At 45.4% G+C, this 19,460-nt stretch carries 10 protein-coding genes; 6 read left to right on the forward strand and 4 right to left on the reverse strand.

The window, feature by feature from the left end; genetic code table 11:
• Positions 1-5: 5 nt before the first annotated feature.
• The 4 genes from NNC77_RS04860 to NNC77_RS04875 all read right to left on the reverse strand — a co-directional run bounded on the left by NNC77_RS04860 (position 6) and on the right by NNC77_RS04875 (position 11,819).
• Positions 6-3,191, reverse strand: coding sequence for a SusC/RagA family TonB-linked outer membrane protein (locus NNC77_RS04860; RefSeq protein ID WP_234564147.1), 3,186 nt, complete (start codon positions 3,189-3,191; stop codon positions 6-8).
• A gap of 977 nt (positions 3,192-4,168) precedes the next feature.
• A complete protein-coding gene (locus tag NNC77_RS04865; RefSeq protein ID WP_118139262.1) occupies positions 4,169-5,815 on the reverse strand; it encodes a DUF5597 domain-containing protein in 1,647 nt (548 codons plus the stop codon).
• Positions 5,808-7,814 (reverse strand): alpha-glucuronidase, encoded by a 2,007-nt coding sequence (locus NNC77_RS04870; protein WP_118139263.1) that lies wholly within the window; start codon positions 7,812-7,814, stop codon positions 5,808-5,810. Before NNC77_RS04870 ends, NNC77_RS04865 begins: the two co-directional genes overlap by 8 nt.
• Positions 7,815-7,898: 84 nt before the next feature.
• Positions 7,899-11,819, reverse strand: a complete 3,921-nt coding sequence (locus tag NNC77_RS04875; protein WP_234564117.1) for a hybrid sensor histidine kinase/response regulator transcription factor — start codon at positions 11,817-11,819, stop codon at positions 7,899-7,901.
• A 251-nt stretch (positions 11,820-12,070) separates the two neighbouring features.
• On the opposite strand from NNC77_RS04875, the gene NNC77_RS04880 reads away from it, so the two are divergent.
• The 6 genes from NNC77_RS04880 to NNC77_RS04905 all read left to right on the forward strand — a co-directional run bounded on the left by NNC77_RS04880 (position 12,071) and on the right by NNC77_RS04905 (position 19,373).
• The gene (locus tag NNC77_RS04880) at positions 12,071-13,276 is read left to right on the forward strand and encodes an SGNH/GDSL hydrolase family protein (RefSeq protein WP_234564116.1); all 1,206 of its coding nucleotides are present in this window, start codon (positions 12,071-12,073) and stop codon (positions 13,274-13,276) included.
• Between the two features lie 65 nt (positions 13,277-13,341).
• Positions 13,342-14,775 (forward strand): MFS transporter, encoded by a 1,434-nt coding sequence (locus NNC77_RS04885; RefSeq protein WP_234564115.1) that lies wholly within the window; start codon positions 13,342-13,344, stop codon positions 14,773-14,775.
• 37 nt (positions 14,776-14,812) lie between these two features.
• Positions 14,813-15,937 carry an endo-1,4-beta-xylanase gene (locus tag NNC77_RS04890; RefSeq protein WP_118079668.1) on the forward strand — a complete coding sequence of 375 codons (1,125 nt, stop codon included), beginning with the start codon at positions 14,813-14,815 and terminating at the stop codon, positions 15,935-15,937.
• A gap of 46 nt (positions 15,938-15,983) precedes the next feature.
• Complete coding sequence (locus tag NNC77_RS04895) at positions 15,984-16,946, forward strand: glycoside hydrolase family 43 protein (protein ID WP_233339093.1); 963 nt, start codon at positions 15,984-15,986, stop codon at positions 16,944-16,946.
• A gap of 279 nt (positions 16,947-17,225) precedes the next feature.
• Positions 17,226-18,626, forward strand: a complete 1,401-nt coding sequence (locus NNC77_RS04900; RefSeq protein ID WP_254970200.1) for a DUF5687 family protein — start codon at positions 17,226-17,228, stop codon at positions 18,624-18,626.
• A gap of 36 nt (positions 18,627-18,662) precedes the next feature.
• Entirely contained in the window at positions 18,663-19,373 is a 711-nt protein-coding gene (locus tag NNC77_RS04905) for an ABC transporter ATP-binding protein (protein WP_153112300.1), read from the forward strand.
• Positions 19,374-19,460: the final 87 nt, after the last annotated feature.

Raw genomic sequence — 19,460 nt, forward strand, 5'->3', positions numbered from 1 at the left:
TCTGATTAGAATGTAATCTTGAAACCACCACCGAAGCTTGAAGTATTAGGTATAGAGAAGCGCTCGAAGCAACCACTCATGTTACCATTACCCTGAGAAGATTCAGGATCAAGATCCTTCATCTTAGACCAAAGGAGCAAGTTGCGCGCGAAACCATATACGGAAATGTCGATGCCTGCAAACTTAGGAAGCTGATAGCTCAAGGTTACATCACGTAGCTTTACGTAACTACGGTCGTAGATACCTGATTCTGTTACGTCATGATATGCATACCAGTATGATTGCTTGCTTACCTCAATTTTATTAGGCTGGCCTGTAGCTTCGTCAATACCATCTACAACCATTGTACCCTCATGATATGGTAAAGATTCCTTTGTTGCACCAAACATGTTCATTGTCATAATGGTACCATTGTACATTTTGCCACCCTTCTGCCAATCTAATGTTGCAGACAAAGACAGACGCTTCCAACGAGCCTTCAAATTGAAGCCCATATTGAAGTCTGGAGTACACTCGCCCAAGTTCTGACTATCAGATGTACCTTGTGGAAGACCATCCTTAAGCAATAAACGACCTTGTTCGTCACGCTTGAAAGCAATACCATAGATGTTTGGGTAAGTATAACCTGCCTGAGCACGAACCTGCGGCTCAACGAAACCACCCAGCATGATACTCTCTACGCCATCAGCCAAAGACTTAACCTTGTTGGTCAGCTTGGTGAAGTTTACGCCAAGATCCAAATCCCAATCCTTAGTCTGAATGATGCTTGCATTGATGGCAAACTCATGTGACCATGTAGTCATCTCACCAGCATTGGTACAAAGATATTGGTAACCTGTAGAACCTGCTGTTGGTACATTAAAAATTTGATCTTTAATATCCTGGTAGCTGGCTGTATACTCCAAGCGGATGCGGTTGTCGAAGAAGTTCAAGTCTGCACCGAACTCCCAGTTCATTGTGTTCTGTGGCTTCAAATTTGGGTCATACTTTACATAATATGGGGTATATGATCCCTGACCTGCTAAAGGATAACTAACAGGGGTGAAGCCATACATACCACTTCCATAACTTGGAACATAGTAATAGTTTGCATAGTAGTGACCTGCCTGACCTACTTGTGCAAATGATGCACGAAGCTTACCATATGAAAGGATGTGATTACCCTTCAAAGCAGGAAGCTCTGTGAAAATCCAGCCGAGTGATACAGATGGGTAGAAGAAACTACGATTGCCACGTGGCATGGTAGAAACAATATCATTACGGCCTGTTACAGTCAAATAGAGTTGATTAGCATAACTCAAAGACAACTGACCAAAGAAACCTACTGTGCGCTCCTCTGATTTGTACTCAGAGTTATATGTCATTTTGCTTACATTTGATATAGTTGGCTGTCCGTAAAAAAGGAAATTATCACCAGCATAGTCCCAAGTTCTTGCATTCTCATGATTGAACTCTGAGCCCAATAAGAATCCTAAATCCCACTTTTGAGCTGCATCTAACTTTGCTGTGAAATTGGCAGTAAAGAGGTTGTTGAAAACATTTCGCTGTACGCCGTAATTCTCTATGCTACCACCTGTCTTGTTGCCAGAAACCAAAGTACCATACTCATTGATATCATCATTAGTCGTTGTATATACATCAAGACCTGCTTGCTCGCGGAATACAAGGTTGAAACGCTCTTTGTCCCAATTGAAATTAGGACGGAACTCAACGTATGCATTACCAAAAACACGATTTGTTGCCTGACGATATTCACTATTAGCTGCCCACCAGTAAGGGTTCTGGAATACACCAGAACGATAAAGAACCTGATCAGATGGAGAGTTTGGCTTGTGGTAAGGAGTACCCTTTAAATTAAACTCAGCAGGTGCACCATACAAGTAACTCATAAAACTATCGTTCGCACCAGGGGCAGATGTAATTTTTGTAGAACTATAGTTTGCAGAGAAACCAGTCTTCCACTGCTTGTTGATTTCAAAGTCGACTGCACCACGAGCTGTGGTACGCATCATACCAGTAGAAGGAATGATACCCTTCTGGTAAGTGTCACCAATACCAAAAGAGTAAGCCAAGTTGCCATTCTTCTGAGAAATACCAAAGTTGGAATTCTGTGTGAAACCTGTATTGAAGAAATCACCTACGTTGTCGTATGTCTGAGGCGTAGTCCAACCATCAAGGCCTGCTGCAGCGTATTTAGGGTTGTAGTACATACCCTCATGCTTACCATATTGTTGGGTATAAACATTGTCAGTGTTACCTCCATAAGTTGCATCATTAGCTAAGTCAGTAATCTTTGGACCCCAACTCATGGATGAATTAGGATTATATGCACCTGTAGAGCCACCCTTTCCCGTATTGCCTTGAGCATATACTGTCTGACGTTCGAACTTCTTGCTGACAGTCTGAGCACTCAAGTCGGTAGAGAATGTAATAACAGGGCGCCCTGCATTGGCCTTACCACGCTTAGTTGTGATGATAATTACACCATTAGAAGCACGGATACCATAGAGAGCTGAAGCTGCCTGACCCTTCAATACGTCGATGCTCTCGATGTCGTCTGGGTTGATATCGATAGAGCGGTTAGCTTTGTCTGCACCTGTTACTGACTGACCAGTACTGAAGTCCGCAGAAGAAGCGATAGGCATACCATCTACAACATAAAGAGGAGTGTTGTCGCCAGAGAATGAACGGGCACCACGAATTATAATCTGAGCAGATGCACCAGGAGCACCAGAAGACTGACGAATGTCAACACCAGTCAACTTACCCTGCATAGCGCTAGCCAAAGAGCTAGTACCAGCAATGTTCAGATCTTCAGAACCTAATTTCTGTGATGCATAACCGAGGGCTTTCTTGTCTCGGGAGATACCCATTGCGGTAACTACAACCTCGTCAAGAGTCTTGTTATCCGCTTCCAATACAATCTTCATCTTCTGTCCAGCCTTTACAGTCTGAGGCAACATGCCGAGGTATGTTACTTCCAACTTTGCACCAGCTGGAACATTCAATGAGAAGTTACCATCAACATCGGTAACTGTACCGGTATTGGTACCTGCTACTTTGATAGATGCACCAATGACTGGTTCACCATCCTCTGCAGAGGTTACTTTACCGGAAACTTGAGTTTGCGCCAACGCCATTCCTAAACTAAGGAAGAGGCAGGCAATAAACGTCATGAGTCTTTTTTCCATAAATCTCTCTCGTTTAATTAATTAATAAATATATAATGTTTTATATTTCTTTCTCACTACATATCCTCCCAACTTTTATTGAGCGTGGGGGCTCATTTCTTGTCTCCAACTCTTATCCCGAACTGGTGGGGGTGGGTATGTTGCCATACCTTATTATATATAGGGAAGTATCTCAAACTTCACTAAATTTTAATAATATTTTTAATCGGCTGCAAAAATAAGCATTTTTTAGGAAATCACCAAACTTTTTTCTAGAAAAGTTGCACTTTGCTCGATATTTTATTATAAATATGCGGTTTTTATACACTTTTGCTTATGAAAAACAAGCGAAAGCGGCAGTTTTGTCAAAAACTGCCGCTTTCGCTGAAATACTAACTTTCTGCCTTTAATTCTTTGTCTAGAACAAAGAGCATATAGAGGGGGATGTTGATGGTTTTTGAACTGTTGTTTCTCTCGTATGGCAAGAGACTGGTGCGAACCAACTTGTCTTGCACCTTCCAGTATGAGTGGCTTTCTTCCGTGACTGTCTTTCCATTTTAACAATTGGGATATAAGTAGTCTTTCCATACGCTAAAAATTATGTTTTGGCAAAGATACTAATAAACAGTGAATTACGCAAGGAAAATCACATTTTCCTAAGGACTTTTAAGTATATTTATCACATTTTCCTGAGGACTTTTCTGTTAAATCATCACATTTTCCTAAGGAGTTTTAGGGGCTTAAATCGAGAATTCTGTCGTAATCTCAGAAAAAAAGCAAGATTACGACAACTTTTAAACGAGAAATCTGTCGTAATCTCGATAAAAAAGTGAGATTACGACAGATTTTCATGATTTTTCTCTTTAAAAGATTAATTATCTTGTTTCGTCTTTACTAATCTGTGGATGGATTAGAAATCAGAAACGCTTACGGCTGTGATAGGCACGATGCGGAAGTTGTCCAGTGCAGATTCCCTTTATACCTTATTATATATATATTTAGTATTCGTATAGCTTGATGTGGAGTATTTTGTTGTCTCCACATGAGATGCGGGCATGGCGCCCCTGGTGGTCCTGATCGCCATTATCACGACGGATAAACTGTAATTTGCCGTTTTTGTCTATTTCAACCTGGTCTACATATCCGATACCGATACGCTTACCTTTGAAGGTTGTGGCTTGTTTCTTTGTTTCGGTTCCACCGTTGTCTACAAATCCGTCCTCACCGAGTTTCTTTTCTTCAGCTTGCGCTTTTTCAGTCTTGCTTTGGAAGACTACGACGATTCCATTACCTGCTATGATGTATTCGTTCTTGGCTAGTCTCACAATCAAGCCACCGCCTTCAGGCCATTTACTTCCATCTGTAGCGCGAGGATCCCATGGTAGCGTGAAGAAGTGGCGGCAAGTCATGGTAATATCTCCATCTTCAATGATGCGCTCTTTATCTTCCTGGTCGAAGAGTAATCCCCAGTTTTTTCCCTTTCCCTGATGCTGAAGCAGGATAGGAGAGAGTTGGTCGATAACCTTATATGAACGTCTGAGACTGTTCTTCACCTTGTAGTTAGCTTCATCGAGAGCAAACGGACTGAAACTGATGGCATCTGTTTCACCGAAGGTATAATATGCTTTTACACCGCTATTGATATCGCATTTCACTTCTGGAGTGAAGAAAGGATTGTCGGCACGCTTGTATTTCTCTACCCATCCCTTGTAACCGGTATCATAGATATCTGGTGCAAAGATGTCGATACTTGGTGCACCGCATTTCCAGATATCAAACAGATGGGCAAGTGGTCCGGCAGAAGGATATTCGCCTGGTTTTCTGCCACGACTGTTCATTGCTGCATTTACATACATCGGAATATTGTAGATGGCTTTGCCTGCTGAGGCTAGCTGCTCTACATACTTGGCATAATAATATGCTTGGAATTTCTCGTCAGCATAACGGTCTGTTCCGAAAACTTCTGCCCATGTACCTTTCTTCTTGAGCTTGAGTGCCTTGAGCAATGAAGCAGGAACGGGTTGTCTGTAAGCTTTTTCGGCAAGAGGAGAGTGGTCGCGGGCAGATTCGAGCATGCCGATTTCGTTTTCTACCTGCATCATGATAACGGTATTCTCCTGACTGTCTACTGCTTTAATGTGCTTCATCAGTTCGCAGAATGCTCGCTTGTCTGCTTGAAGCAGGTTATCGCTGAAGGCTGTGCATATCTCTAATGGCTTGCTGTTCTCTGTGAGTGAACGAGGGAAACGCTTGGTGTTTTCCTTTACCCATAATGGAGCATAGCAGCTCATGGAGTTCTTCCAGGCACCAAACCATAGGAAGACAATCTTCAAGTCATGCTTACGGGCAGTTGTGATGACGCTGTCTACAAGTGCGAAATCATATTTGCCCTCGTCAGGTTCAACAAACTCCCAATATGCAGGAACGAAGACAGAGTTGACTCCGCTATTCTTCATCTGTTTCAATGCTTTCCTGATGTCGGCAGGACTCGTTGCAGCAGAGTTGCTCAACTCACCAGCCAGGAGAAGCATCGGCTTGTCATTGACAACAAGCTGGGTTGCAGAGCCTTGCTTCTGCAGTTTCACTCCAGCTTGTATGTTGATGCAGCATAATAATGCAAGAAAAGATAATACAATCTTATTCATAGATCTTCATTTTAGAAAAGGTTTGAAAATACTTGAGACAGGTATTGCGCCATTCCTTTGCATTCTCCAACTGTACATTGAGCAGAGAGTCTGTATGTTGCCATTCCTGCTCATGCCCCTTCATATACTGCTTGGCTGAGGTATGCCAGAAGTCGCGGTATACTTCTACCATCGCCACACCCATGTTGTACTTCATGCAGAGTTCCTGCCAGAGGGTGCTGCCTGATTTCATCTTGTAAGTCCAAGGCACATGATGGAACCAGAGGAGATATTCTTCAGGGCAAGTTGCGATGTTGTCATACAGACTGCGATATGGTTCTGGGTACTGACCGACAGCATCTGTGCCCTTGGATGAACGGTCGAAACCTACACCCTGAGCATCAGCCTTGTGATAGTAGACCGGACACCATTCCAAAGGATAACTTGCGATGAAACCATCTGGCTCCGGACCGTAGTGGTGGTCGAACTTGAAGATGTGGTGCAAACCCAAAGGCATCATATAGTTGACGCAAGCTTCGCGCGAAGTCATCATCATCATCTCTACAGGCTTGGTAAATCGCTCGTCCTGGTTTTCGTAGGTCTGTACGAGCCATTCGTGAGCAATCTCTTCGGCTGTAAGTGAAGGATTCCATGCCAATCGGCCAAAAGCATACCAGTTAGCCTGAGAGAAAGGATGACCGCACCAGTTGGCATCATCACCGATATTGGCTACACCTGAGATTCCAACCAGTCTGTCTGGATTAACAAAGCCAAAGAATTCCTTCCACATAGGAGCGAGATAGGTGAGGTGCTTCGACTGACCAAGATATTCCTGGGTAATCTGAAGTTCTGCTATCTGAGGAGTCTGTTTGATGTTGTCGAAGATAGGAGCGTATGGCTCACGAGGCTGGAAGTCGAGCGGACCATTCTTAGACTGTAGGATTACGTTGTCACGGAACTTGCCATCCATACCTTTGAATTCGCTGACAGCTTGCTTTACACGGTCTTCTCCCTTATGGTTAGCACCATATACAAAGCTTCGCCACATGATGATGCCTCCGTATGGTTTGACGGCATCGGCAAGCATGTTGGCTCCATCGGCATGGGTACGGTGGTAATCGCCAGGACCAGGCTGTCCTTCAGAATTGGCTTTTACGAGGAAACCGCCAAAGTCAGGGATGGTAGCATATATCTCTTTTGCCTTCTTCTTCCACCACTGCTGAACCTTCTTATCCAGTGGGTCGGCAGTCTTGGTGTAGCCTAAAGCCATAGGCGAAGCGAAGTTGATGCTGAGGTATACCCGGATGCCATAAGGACGCAGGATGTTGGCGATGATCTTCACCTTATTAATATATTCTGCGGTCATCATCTTTGGCGATGCGTTTACATTGTTCAGTACGCTTCCGTTGATGCCCAAAGAGGCGTTGGCACGGGCGTAGGTGATAAGACGGTCGTGCAGACTCTTGCTGATGCTGCCGCCCTTACCGTTTTTGCCGAGTTTGATTTCTTCCCATTTGAAGATGCTCTTTCCGGCGTAGCCACGTTCGATGCTGCCATCGAGATTATCCCAATGGTTGAGAATGCGGAGACCCACTTGTGGTTTCTCGGTCTCATCGATAGCTTTGCTGAAGTTCTGCTGATTACCGCTACCTGTGTTGTAGGCATCGGTGTTCTGAAGTCGAATCAACTCGTAGGCACCATAGAGCAAACCGATAGGATTGCTGGCGGTGATAGTTGCTTCGTACTGAATGTTGTCGCCTTGCTGGGCAGGACGGGCGTAGATGTTATAGCCCTCGCCCAGGTTGAGACTCTTGTCTATCTTGAGCTCAACATTCTTGCCACGCCAGTTGTTTTCTAACTCCTGCTTGGCAATCTTGGCTGTTGCATCATCAGGCAACTGTGAGATGACTTGGCATGAGTTAGCATACTGCTTTCCGAGCCATAACTGTGAACAATCACTCTGTGCAGAAACATGGAGTGATGTAAGTACCGTAAATAATAAAATGAGGTATTTCTTCATATCTTTGCAGATCGTTAGTTTGTATTGTTATTGTTTCTGCTGCAAAGATACGAAAAAATACCTTTTTATATATATAGCGGTCGTTTATTTTTCATTTCTCTTTGTTTCAGCATACTCGCTAGGCGACATGCCATAGTGTTTTTTGAACACGGTAGAGAAGTGGGTCTGGTTGTTGAAACCTACAGAGTAGGCTACCTGCGTGATATTAATCTGCCCCTCTTCGATGAGTCGTGCCGCCTGTTCCAGTCGGAGGTTACGTATAAATTCTCCGGCAGAAACACCAGCAATCTCCTTCAGTTTACGGTGGAGCTGTGCACGGCTGATACCTACCTCCTCGGTAAGTTTCTCTACATTGAGGTCGGGATCGGCAAGGTGGCCGTTGATATATTTCATCACGCGTTCCATCAGGGCATCGTTATTGCCCTTTACCTGAATCTGCTCAATCTTCGCCTTCTGGCCCTGTGCTCCGCTGTATTTGCCGCGGATACGTCGCACATTATCCACCAGGTTGTCGATAAGGATATGCAACTCTTCCATGTCGAAAGGCTTTGCCAGGAAAGCATCGGCTCCTCTGCGAAGTCCCTCCAACCGGTGTTCCACCTCGCTCTTTGAGGTGAGCAGGATGACAGGAATATCGCTGATGTTGCTGTTGCTCTTGATGTTCTTGAGCATGGTGATTCCATCCATCTCCGGCATCATCACATCGCTTATCACGAGGTCGTACTTGCCGGTGAGCAGCATCTTCAAACCTTCCTTGCCGTTGCAGGCACGCTCAAAGCGGTACCAGTCGCTCAGTTCGGTCTTGATGTATTGGGCAATCTCGCTGTCATCGTCAACTATCAGGATATTGAAGTTGCGGTTGGCCTGTACTTTCTTTTTGGTAATCTCCTGCTCCTTCTTGTCTTCTTCTTCAAGTATCTCGCCTGGCTGCAGATGGCTGTTGCCCAGCGGAATGCTTACTTCGAAGCAGGAACCCTTGATGCCGTCGGTACGGTTGTAGGCCTTGATCTTGCCTCCGTGCATTTCTACAAACGCCTTACAGAGGTTGAGTCCGATACCGGTTCCTTCGATATGGAGACCGCTGCTGTTGTTTCCCTGATAGAAACGTTCGAAGAGGCGGTCGGTCTTCTCTTCCTTCAGTCCGATGCCTGTATCTTCTACCCTGATGGTGGCATTCTTTTCGTCTTTACCTATGATAACAGTAATCTCGCCGCCATCAAAGGTATACTTCATGGCATTGGAGAGCAGGTTGGAGATAACCTTGTCAAAGTTGATGCGGTCTATCCAAACCTTCAGCTTGCCTTTATCGCCGCTGAGGCTTTCGTCTTCTTTGAGCTCAAGGGTGATGTTGCGCTCCTGTGCATTGAAGCGGTAGAGCGATACGATGCCATGCAGGAAATCCTTGAGCGGAGTCTCCTGGCAGTGAAGATGCATCTGGTTCTTGTCTATCTTTCGCTCATCAAGTATCTGGTTTACCAGAAGCAGGAGGCGCTGGGCATTGCGGTCGATGGTATCGATATCCTGTTTGCTTTCGGCATCTGTTAATCTTGTTTTCAGCTTGTTGAGCGGTCCCATGATCAATGTCAGCGGCGAGCGGATATCGTGGGTGGCATTAATGAGGAACTGCATCTTGGTCTCTTCCAGGTCTGCCTTGCGGCGGCGCTCGTATGTATAGATGACATACAGGATGACGCTTGCTGTGATCAGGATATAGAGGAGATATGCCTCGGGTGATGCATACCAAGGGTCGCATACCTTGATGTTGATGATGGTAGGATTCTTGGAATATCTGCCATTGCTGGTAGCTCTCACCTCCAGCGTATAGTCGCCCGGTTTCAACTTGTTGAATGCTACGGCATTGGCTCCCTCATTGGTGCTGTTCCATTTGCCGTCGTTGATGCGGTATTGGAAACTGATATTGTCGGTGTTCCTGTAGTTGAGCAGCGAGAACTCCAGAGTGAATGAATTCTGGGAGTAAGGAATGCTGAAGTCTTTGACCATACAGTTGATTGGCTTTCCGTCGATGATGAAGTTGGTGAGATGTACATCTCCCAATTCCATCTTCTTGGCTCTGACAACGTCAGGATAGAAGGTTGTGATACCATCACTGGTTCCGAAGGCGATAAGGTCGCTGGCGGTATGCATGGAAGAGCCCAGCACGTACTCACGGGTAGTAAGTCCGTTGCCGTTGATGTGCCCGATAAACTGTCTGTTCTTCTGTTCATACTGCCAGATGCCCATGGTTGTACTTACCCACAAGTCACCCTTCCTGTCTTTGATGATGCTGCAGACCTGCTTGCCTTTCAACGCTTCCGCATGAGGAAAGTCTGAAATCTTATTGCTCTTTCTGTCAAACAGATAGAGTCCTTCTTCGGTACCGATGATAATATCGCCGTTCTTTCCTTCGCAGATACCATTCGCCTGTCTGTCTTTCAGAATGTTGTGCCATCCGAAATCCTTGAAACTGAGCGTTCTGGTATTGAGGCAGGAAACTCCATTAGAGGTTCCTATCCATAAATGTCCTGTATGGTCGAGTGCCATGCTTCGCACCCAGTCGTTGCAGAGGAATCCTCTGTTGCCTCTTTGCTGCATATTCAGAACGGTAACCTTGCCGCTTTCCACATTATATATATATAGGCCTTTGCTGTATACTGAAATGTAAAGGTTGCCCTGTGCATCGTCGGTCATACAGTAGATGCCGGCGCTGGTAAAGGTGAGTTTCTGCTGGTATGTACCTGTATGAGGGTTGTAGCTGTAGAGTGCGCTGCCATTGCTGATCCAGTAATCGCCACGTCGGTCTTTATAGATGATGCCGGTACCTGCAGGTGACTGAGGGTGGGCGATAATCTTGCCTGAAGCGTCAAAACAGAACACACCACTGTTCTGTACCGTACACCATGTTTCACCATTCTCGCCTTGTGCAATAGATGAAACGCTGCTGCCGATGATGTAGTTCTGTGCAGAGAAACTCCAGCTGTTGAAAGCCTGCTGGCGCTGGTTAATCAGGTACAGACCTTTCTTATAACAGCCTATCCAGAGATTGTTGTCCTTATCTTCGATGATATCGTTGACGAAGGCGGTAGCCAGATTGAAACTGCTGTTGCTGTTCTCCAACTGTTCTACCCTGTTGCTTCCCTTTCTGATCATGAGAACACCATGTTCAGAGGTGCTGATATAGAGGTTGCCTTCGTGGTCGAAGGTAGCATTGTTGATGGTTACATTATTCTGATAACCGCCAAAGTCGTAGCCGGCATCAGCGATACGGCCTGTGCGGTAATCATAATAGACGATGCCATACATACAGACGATGAGCATGGTCTGCGGGCGATGTTGGATGAAAGCCACAGGTGCTCCGCATGGCGATTTGAAGTCTTTGCGCTGCACCTTGCCTTGTTTCTTGATGAAACGGGTGAAGATAGAAAGGTGGCTACTCTGCCAGAGATAATGATGCTTATCTTCGTAGATATGGGTAAAGAATACATCAGAATCGCGCTCTGCGTATTGCCTTTCCTGTCTGATAGTGAAAAGGTCGTCTGTTCCTTTCTGGGTATTTCTGTCTTTTACAGAATAGAGACCATATCCTGCAGTACCCAGCAGGATATCGCCATTGTGACTTTCTACCATAGAATAGATACGTGGCTTTCTGCCATCAGGAAACTGGAGACGGGTGAAATCGTTTGTCTCATAATTATAGCGCATCAGTCCCTTGGCACAACCTATCCACAGATTACCTTTCTTATCTACCAGCAGGTCGGAGATAATGTTGTCAGTAATGGAGGTTGTGTCTTCTTCGTTGTGCAGATAGTTGGTAAAGCGGTAGCCGTCGAACTTGCTGAGTCCGTATTCGGTTCCCACCCAGATATATCCGTATTTATCCTGCACAATGCAGTTGATAAGCGAACTTGACAGTTTGCCCGAAGTGAAAAGTTCACCACTGTCAGCCCATACCATGAGCGAGATGGTGATAGCGAAGAGTGCCGTGAGGCAATGTCTGATATGCTTCATGTTTTCTGTCCGTTTTCTTGTTTAAAATAGGTTGTTACGGCTGCAAAAGTAACAAAAAACAATGAAAGAAACAAATTCTAATGCAACAAAATGTTTCATTTCTTTTTGTTTCTTTATCTTTTTGTGCCCTTTTTGTAGGTATGAAACAAATAGAAAAGTAATGGTAACTATTAAATGCCTGTTATTTCGTTACTTATTAGTAAATTTGCATCGTCAACAACAATAGAAACATTAAAAGCATCATAATAACAATGAATAGACAAGCAATCAAAATCTTATCGCTGGCGCTCGTATTGGCTACGTCAGGTTCTGTAGCTTTTGCTCAGAAGGTATGGAAAGGATCTTGGGCTACTGCAGTGGAATGGACTGGTAAAGGAGATATGCCTAAGGAAAGCTTGAGCAACCGTTCTTGTCGACAGATAGTTCATGTATCTTTTGGCGGAGAGGAACTCAGAGTGAAGCTCAGCAACGAGCAGAGCAAGGAGCCGGTAGAAATCAAATCGGTGTATATTGCAGATACTGATGTTCCAAGCAATTGGGGAATCAATTCCAAGACAGTGAAGTATCTCAAGTTTAATGGCAAGAAGAATGTAACCATTGCTCCTGGCAAGGCTATCTTCTCAGATGATTTGAAATATGCCTTGAAGAGTGGACAGCGTCTCACGATTACCATTGATTATGGCAAGCAGACTCCAGTGAATGCAACATCCCATCGTGGTTCGCGTACTACCTCTTATATAGTAAGTAATGTGAAGGGCAAGGCGGTGAAACCTGCAGATGCAGCTTTCGATAAGCAGGAGAAGGCTGATCACTGGTACAATCTTTCTGCCATTGATGTGAAGACCGATAAGGCTACCCCTGTGGTAGCTATCCTCGGAAACTCTATTACCGATGGTCGTGGAAGTACTACTAACCATCAGAACCGCTGGACCGATTTCCTCTCGGATGCCCTGAATGCAGAGAAGCCATACGGCGTATTGAATCTTGGAATCGGTGGCAACTGCGTGGTGCAGGGCGGATTGAGCGAACCAGCCATGAAACGTTTCGACCGTGATATCCTGGGACAGACAGGTGTAGATAAACTCATCATCTTCGAGGGAACCAACGATATCGGTTGCTGCAGCGGAAATTATGAGCATGTAACAGATACCCTGATTGCCTGCTACAAGGTGCTGATAGCGAAAGCCAAGGCAAAGGGAATCAAGGTGTATGGCGGAACCATCACCCCAACCAAGGGAAACGGATGGTATTCTTTCTGGCACGAGGCGATGCGACAGACCGTGAACGAATGGATCAGAAAAAGTGGTGCCTTCGACGAGGTCATCGATTTCGATGAGCTGACCCGCGATCCGAAAGACCCTCAGCGTCTGAAGGCTGAGTATTCTGACGACTGGCTGCATCTCAATCCGAAGGGATATGAGGCAATGGGCAAGTTTGCCGCAGAGAAATTGAAGTAAATATATTATATGCATCTTTTATGTTATATATATAATAAGGTGTAAACTTAATGACAGAATAAAATATGGAACAGACATCTGTAACACAGGAATCTAAAGGATTCTACAAACTGAATTGGCTACAACGCATCGGATTCGGATCTGGCGACTTGGCGCAAAACCTCATCTACCAGACCATCTGCATGTATCTGTTGTTCTTCTACACCGACATCTATGGACTTAATCCTGGTGTTGCTGCCACCATGTTCTTGGTGGTTCGCTTGGTCGATGTACTCTGGGACCCGTTGGTAGGAACTTATGTAGATAAGCATAATCCACGTTGGGGTAAGTATCGTTCATATCTCGTCCTGGCGGGTTTGCCACTCACCGTACTTGCCATCCTCTGTTTTTGGAATGGTATGGAAGGACAGACAGAAACCATCAAACTTATCTATGCCTATGTAACATACGTAGGCTTGTCTATGCTCTATACATTGATCAATGTGCCTTACGGAGCCTTGAACTCTTCGCTGACTCGCGATACAGACGAAATAACTATTCTTACCTCTGTACGTATGTTCATGGCAAATGTGGGTGGACTCTGTGTATCGGCAGGTGTTCCAATCCTGGTAGCGATGCTCGCAGCAGCCAAGGATCTCCCTATCGAGATGGCACTCTTCATGGGTTTGGGCTCTTTGCCATCTTTCATCTTTATGCCACTGGTTCCTGCCATCAAGAAAAAGGTGGGCAAGAAGAATATGTTCTACATCTTCCTTACTGTGGCTATCGTGGGTATGGCGATGCTTTATATCATCAGCAAGATGGGACCTGTAAAGGATCATATCACGCTGGTTTATATCGCTCAGTTCATCAAATCAACAGGCGTAATCGTAGCTACAGGATATATGTGGGCTCTGATTCCAGAGGTTATCTCTTTTGCAGAATTTACCAGCGGCAAGCGTATTGCCGGCATCGTCAATGCCCTGACCGGTATCTTCTATAAGGCAGGTATGGCTCTGGGTGGTGTTATTCCTGGTGCAGTTCTTGCATGGACCGGTTATCAGGCAGCAGCTGCTCAGGAGGGCAACTCTCTTCCTACCGACAGTAATGCTTGGTTTGTTGCCATGCTGATTTTTGCCCTGGTAGGTTTCGCCCTTCTGGTATTCTGCTTTACCCAAACCAAGGAGCGTGTGGTAATGGATGAGAAGGAAACCAAGAATGTTAAGGTGAGTGACCTGTGGACAGAATTCTTCCATAACCGTCCTCTCCGTATCGTGGCACTCTTCTTCATTACAGCCTTCGCCATGATGTCGGTAGGTAATGCTGCCGGTGCTTACTTCATGAACGATTTGGAGCAGCAGAGTGCGCTGGCACAGGAGGGTATCCGTTGGCTGGTATGTGTGATTCCTGCCATCTTGCTGGGCTTGGCGATGTTCATCATCTCTAAATATGAGTTGACCGATGAGGTTATCGACGACATCAACAAGAAGATTGAGGCCCGACACAAGGAAGAAAACTAGAGACTATAATTATTAACGAGAAAAATAGATATAAGATATGAAAAAGATCACAACTCTGGCACTGGGGCTGATGCTTGCTTCAACAGCTTTCGCTCAAAAAGCGAACTCAGCAGCTCAAATCCCAACATTCCAGGAAACTATGGGTAAGTACTTCCTGGTAGGTGCTGCCGTTAATACCGATTTGCCTGATGGACAAGACCCTGCAGGTGAGGAAGTAGTGAAGAAACAGTTTAACCAGGTAGTTGCCGAAAACTGTATGAAGGGTGAGAAGAATCATCCGGAGGTGAATCGCTTTGATTTCACAGATGGCGATAAACTCGCCGACTGGGCAGAGAAGAACGGCAAGACCTTGATCGGGCATTGTCTGGTTTGGCATTCTCAGCCACCTAAGTGGATGTTTACCGATGATAAGGGTAATCTGGTAAGCCGTGAAGTGCTTATCGGCAGAATGTATAACCATATTATGAATGTGGTTACTCATTATAAAGGTAGAGTAAAGGGTTGGGACGTTGTGAACGAGGCTTTCGAGGATGATGGCTCTTACCGCAAGTCTTTATATTATAAGATTATCGGTCCGGAGTTCATCGAACTGGCTTTCCGCTTTGCTCATGAGGCTGATCCAAACGTAGAACTCTACTACAATGATTATTCTACTTCGAAGCCAGCCAAGCGAGAGGCTATCTGCAAACTGGTTCGCGATTTGAAGGCGAAAGGTCTCCGCATCGATGCAGTAGGTATGCAGAGCCACAATGGTTTTGATTATCCTGACTATGCTGAGTATGAGAAGAGCATCGAGGCTTTTGCTGGTGAAGGCGTGAAGGTGATGCTGACGGAGTTGGATATGAACATGCTTCCTAATCCGGAAGGATTCGGCGGAGCGGAAATCAGCCAGAAGTTTGAACTTCAGAAAAAGTACAATCCATACGTGAAGGGACTTGACAAGAAGGCGCAGAAACTCTTCAACCAGCGTTATCTCGATCTCTTCAAGATTGTAGAGCGCCATAAGGATGTCATCAGTCGTGTTACCTTCTGGGGTGTCAACGATGGTCACTCTTGGTTGAATGGCTGGCCTATCCCTGGCAGAACCAACTATCCACTGCTCATCGATCGTAACAACAATGTGAAGCCGGTGGTGAAGGAAATCGTCAATCTCTTTAAGTAAAATCTCTTTAGATAATATTGTACATCTCTTAAAATAATAAACAACAATGAAAGCAAGATATTTGTTCCCAAAGGATTATATGGCAGATCCATCTGCCAATGTGTTTAACGGTCGCCTGTATGTTTACCCATCTCATGACTGGGATAGCGGCGAAAGCTTCGACGATGATGGCGGTCACTTCCAGATGAAAGACTATCATGTTCTCTCTATGGACGATGTGATGGAAGGTGAGGTAACCGATCATGGTGTGATTCTCGATGTGAAGGATGTGCCATGGGCTGAGAAGCAGATGTGGGACAACGATGTAGTAGAGAAGGATGGCAAGTACTATCTCATCTTCTCTGCCAAGGATTATAATGGCGTGTTCCATCTCGGTGTGGCTGTGGCTGATAAGCCTGAAGGTCCTTTCGTTCCGAATGCCGACCCAATCCGCAAGTCATACAGCATCGACCCTTGCGTGTTCAAGGATGATGATGGCAAGATTTACTGCTACTTCGGTGGTATCTGGGGCGGTCAGCTTCAGTGGTACAAGGACAACAAGGCACTGAAGGATGAGCATCTTCCAGAGGGCAAGGAGAATCCGTTACCATCTCGTGTAGCCCTGATGACAGATGATGTGCAGCAGTTTGCAGAAATGCCAAAGCCTGTTGTCATCGTTGACGAAAAGGGTAATGTATTGCCAGCTGATGATCCACATCGCTTCTTCGAGGCCAGCTGGATGCATAAGTATAAGGGCAAGTATTACTTCAGCTACTCTACCGGTGATACTCATTATCTCTGCTATGCTGTAGGTGATAATCCTTATGGTCCGTTCACTTACAAGGGCGTCATCCTGGAACCGGTAGTAGGTTGGACAACCCATCACAGTATCTGTGAGTACAAGGGACAGTGGTATCTGTTCCATCACGACTGTGTGCCATCAAATGATACAACCTGGCTTCGCAGCGTAAAGGTGGCTCCTCTCTTCTATGATGAGGATGATAACATCTTGCCGGTTCAGCCTGAATAAGAGTATTATAAGTTTTAGATGACATACGTTTGAGTTGACTTTTAGGTTTATAATAGTTTTGATGAATAGTTGATATATAAGTTAATGTTAGTTTGGATGAAACGGCATCTTCGTGAGGAGATGCCGTTTTTGCGTATGTTCCTATTCTTTCTTTTCTTCTCTTTCCGTTTTCTCTTACTTTTCATCTAATGTTATTTTTAAGTTATTTCTATCATTTTGTAGGAGATTTCGGATATTTTTGTTTACCTTTGTGCCCGTAAACCATAAAAAGAATAATTTATGTTGAGATTACTTTTAAGGCTTTGGTGGTTGCAGCAGCGCCGTAACTTCCACAAGCGAGATGCCTTCGTGGCGTGCTACATCATCTTCCTGTATGTGGTGATGGGTGTGAGCTTCTTTCTCAGCTTCACCGAGAATGGGGGAGAACTTGGGGGCGAAGACATGCCTGCCCTGTTGGGAGCCGGTATCGTTGTCGGTATGCTGATTCCAGACATCATCATGAAGATGGTGATGAAGCGGGATATTACGGCGATGGATGATTACGTGAAGTCGCGCCCTGTGCCAGAGAAAATCTGGAACAAGTTCCTGCTCACTACCAATCTCGTGAGCTTCTGGAACTATGTGCTTCCGGTGCTTACGCTTCCGGTGTTTATCTATTTCCTGCCTGTAGGTCAGGTTATTGCCAGCTTCTTTCTGTTCCTGGCATTTTCTTATATTGACGGCATCTACATCACCTGTTACCGCAAGGCTACGGAGTGGATTCTGAAATGGCCCTTGATATTGGGATGGATGGGAATGTTTGCCGTGCTGATAGGGTATATGTTTGTGGCTTCCTTCTTCCCGGTATGGATGGGATGGATAGGTATCTTCTTCCTTGCTGGAGCGGTATTCACCGGACTTACCGCCTATCTCTATCACGAAAAGATTTATAACGAGCAGAAGCAGAAGGTTTCCAAGTTCCGTGGTTTCAGCCATATCAACCTCTTCAGTCTGCAATATATCGGCACATTGAGAGCAAAGCGTGTCCGTACGATGGTGATTATGATTACTGCCATCTTCCTTTTCGATGCCTATCTCTTTGCCTTGCTTCCAGCAGAAGCGGGACAGGAAATGGGGGACAAGGTGGCTATGACTACCCTCTATGTGGCGGGTGCCATCCTGCTGCCATCGGTGGTGTTGTCGCAGTGGACCTTTGGCATTGAGGCAAACTTCTTCCATGGTTTGATGACCAAGCCTGTCAAGGTTAAACAGATGCTGCAGAATTGCTTCTATTATTATATGGTGGTGAGTGCAGTCGCTTTGCTGCTCACCCTTCCGTTCCTTTTCCTGCAGGCAGGAATCGGAATCCAGGTGCTTATCAGTGGTTTCTGTCTGGCTGTATTCATCAATCTCTTTAATCTGCCTACGGCACTCTTCTCTTCCCGTCTGGAGATATTCCAGACTTCCATGTTCAGCATGCAGGGAGCGAATCTGAAGATTAATCTTTATGCCATCGCCTTCCTCTTCCCGCTGGCAGGTGTCTGTGCTGTCTATTATTTCTTCGGTGAGACGGCATGGTTTATCACCTGCGTAGCGCTGGCAGTCTTCAGCATCGCCATCCACAAATGGTTCATCGCCAAGATAGCTGCCATCTTCGAGAAGAACAAGTATAAGCGCATGGAGAAGTTCATGGAAAGCTAAGTAAACATTAAACACTACACATTAAACATTAGAATAATGGATATCAAGATTCAGAATCTCAAGAAGATATATAATGGCAATACCGTACTCGATATTGATAATCTGGGTGTTGCAAAGGGCGAGCTGATAGGACTCGTAGGTAATAATGGTGCGGGCAAGACCACCTTGCTCCGTCTGATTCTCGACCTGATTCAGGCTGATGATGGTTTCGTGGAAAGCAATGGACAGAAGGTGAACGAGAGTGAAACCTGGAAGGAATATACCGGCAGTTACATCGATGGCAGATTCCTCATCGACTTCCTCACCCCTGAGGAATACTTCGATTTCATCGCTGATGTTTATCACATTGACGATGAAACCCTGCAGGAGCGATTGGCGCAGTTTGAGGGCTTTATGCACGATGAAATCATGGGAACCAAGAAGTATCTCCGTGATTTTTCTCAGGGCAACCGCCAGAAGATTGGTATCATCGGAGCGATGATTATTAATCCGAAGGTTCTTCTTCTAGATGAGCCGTTCAACTATCTCGACCCATCTTCTCAGATGACTATCGCCCACATGATTCAGCGCATCTGCAAGGAGCAGGGCACCACGGTCATCATCTCCAGCCACAACCTCAACTTCGTTGCCGACATCTCCACCCGCATCCTTCTGCTGGAGAAAGGCAAGCTGGTGAAGGATCTTCCTAATGCCGATGGTGCTGCCATCGCCGAACTCAACGAGTACTTCGGTATTCAGGCGGAATAAACTTTTTCCGTTAATATTATACAAATTCCATGATATGATTTGTATAATTATCGTTAAATGCTTACCTTTGCACTCAAACGAAGAAAA

The organism is Segatella copri (genome assembly GCF_024330485.1).
GTDB classification, from domain to species: domain Bacteria; phylum Bacteroidota; class Bacteroidia; order Bacteroidales; family Bacteroidaceae; genus Prevotella; species Prevotella copri_L.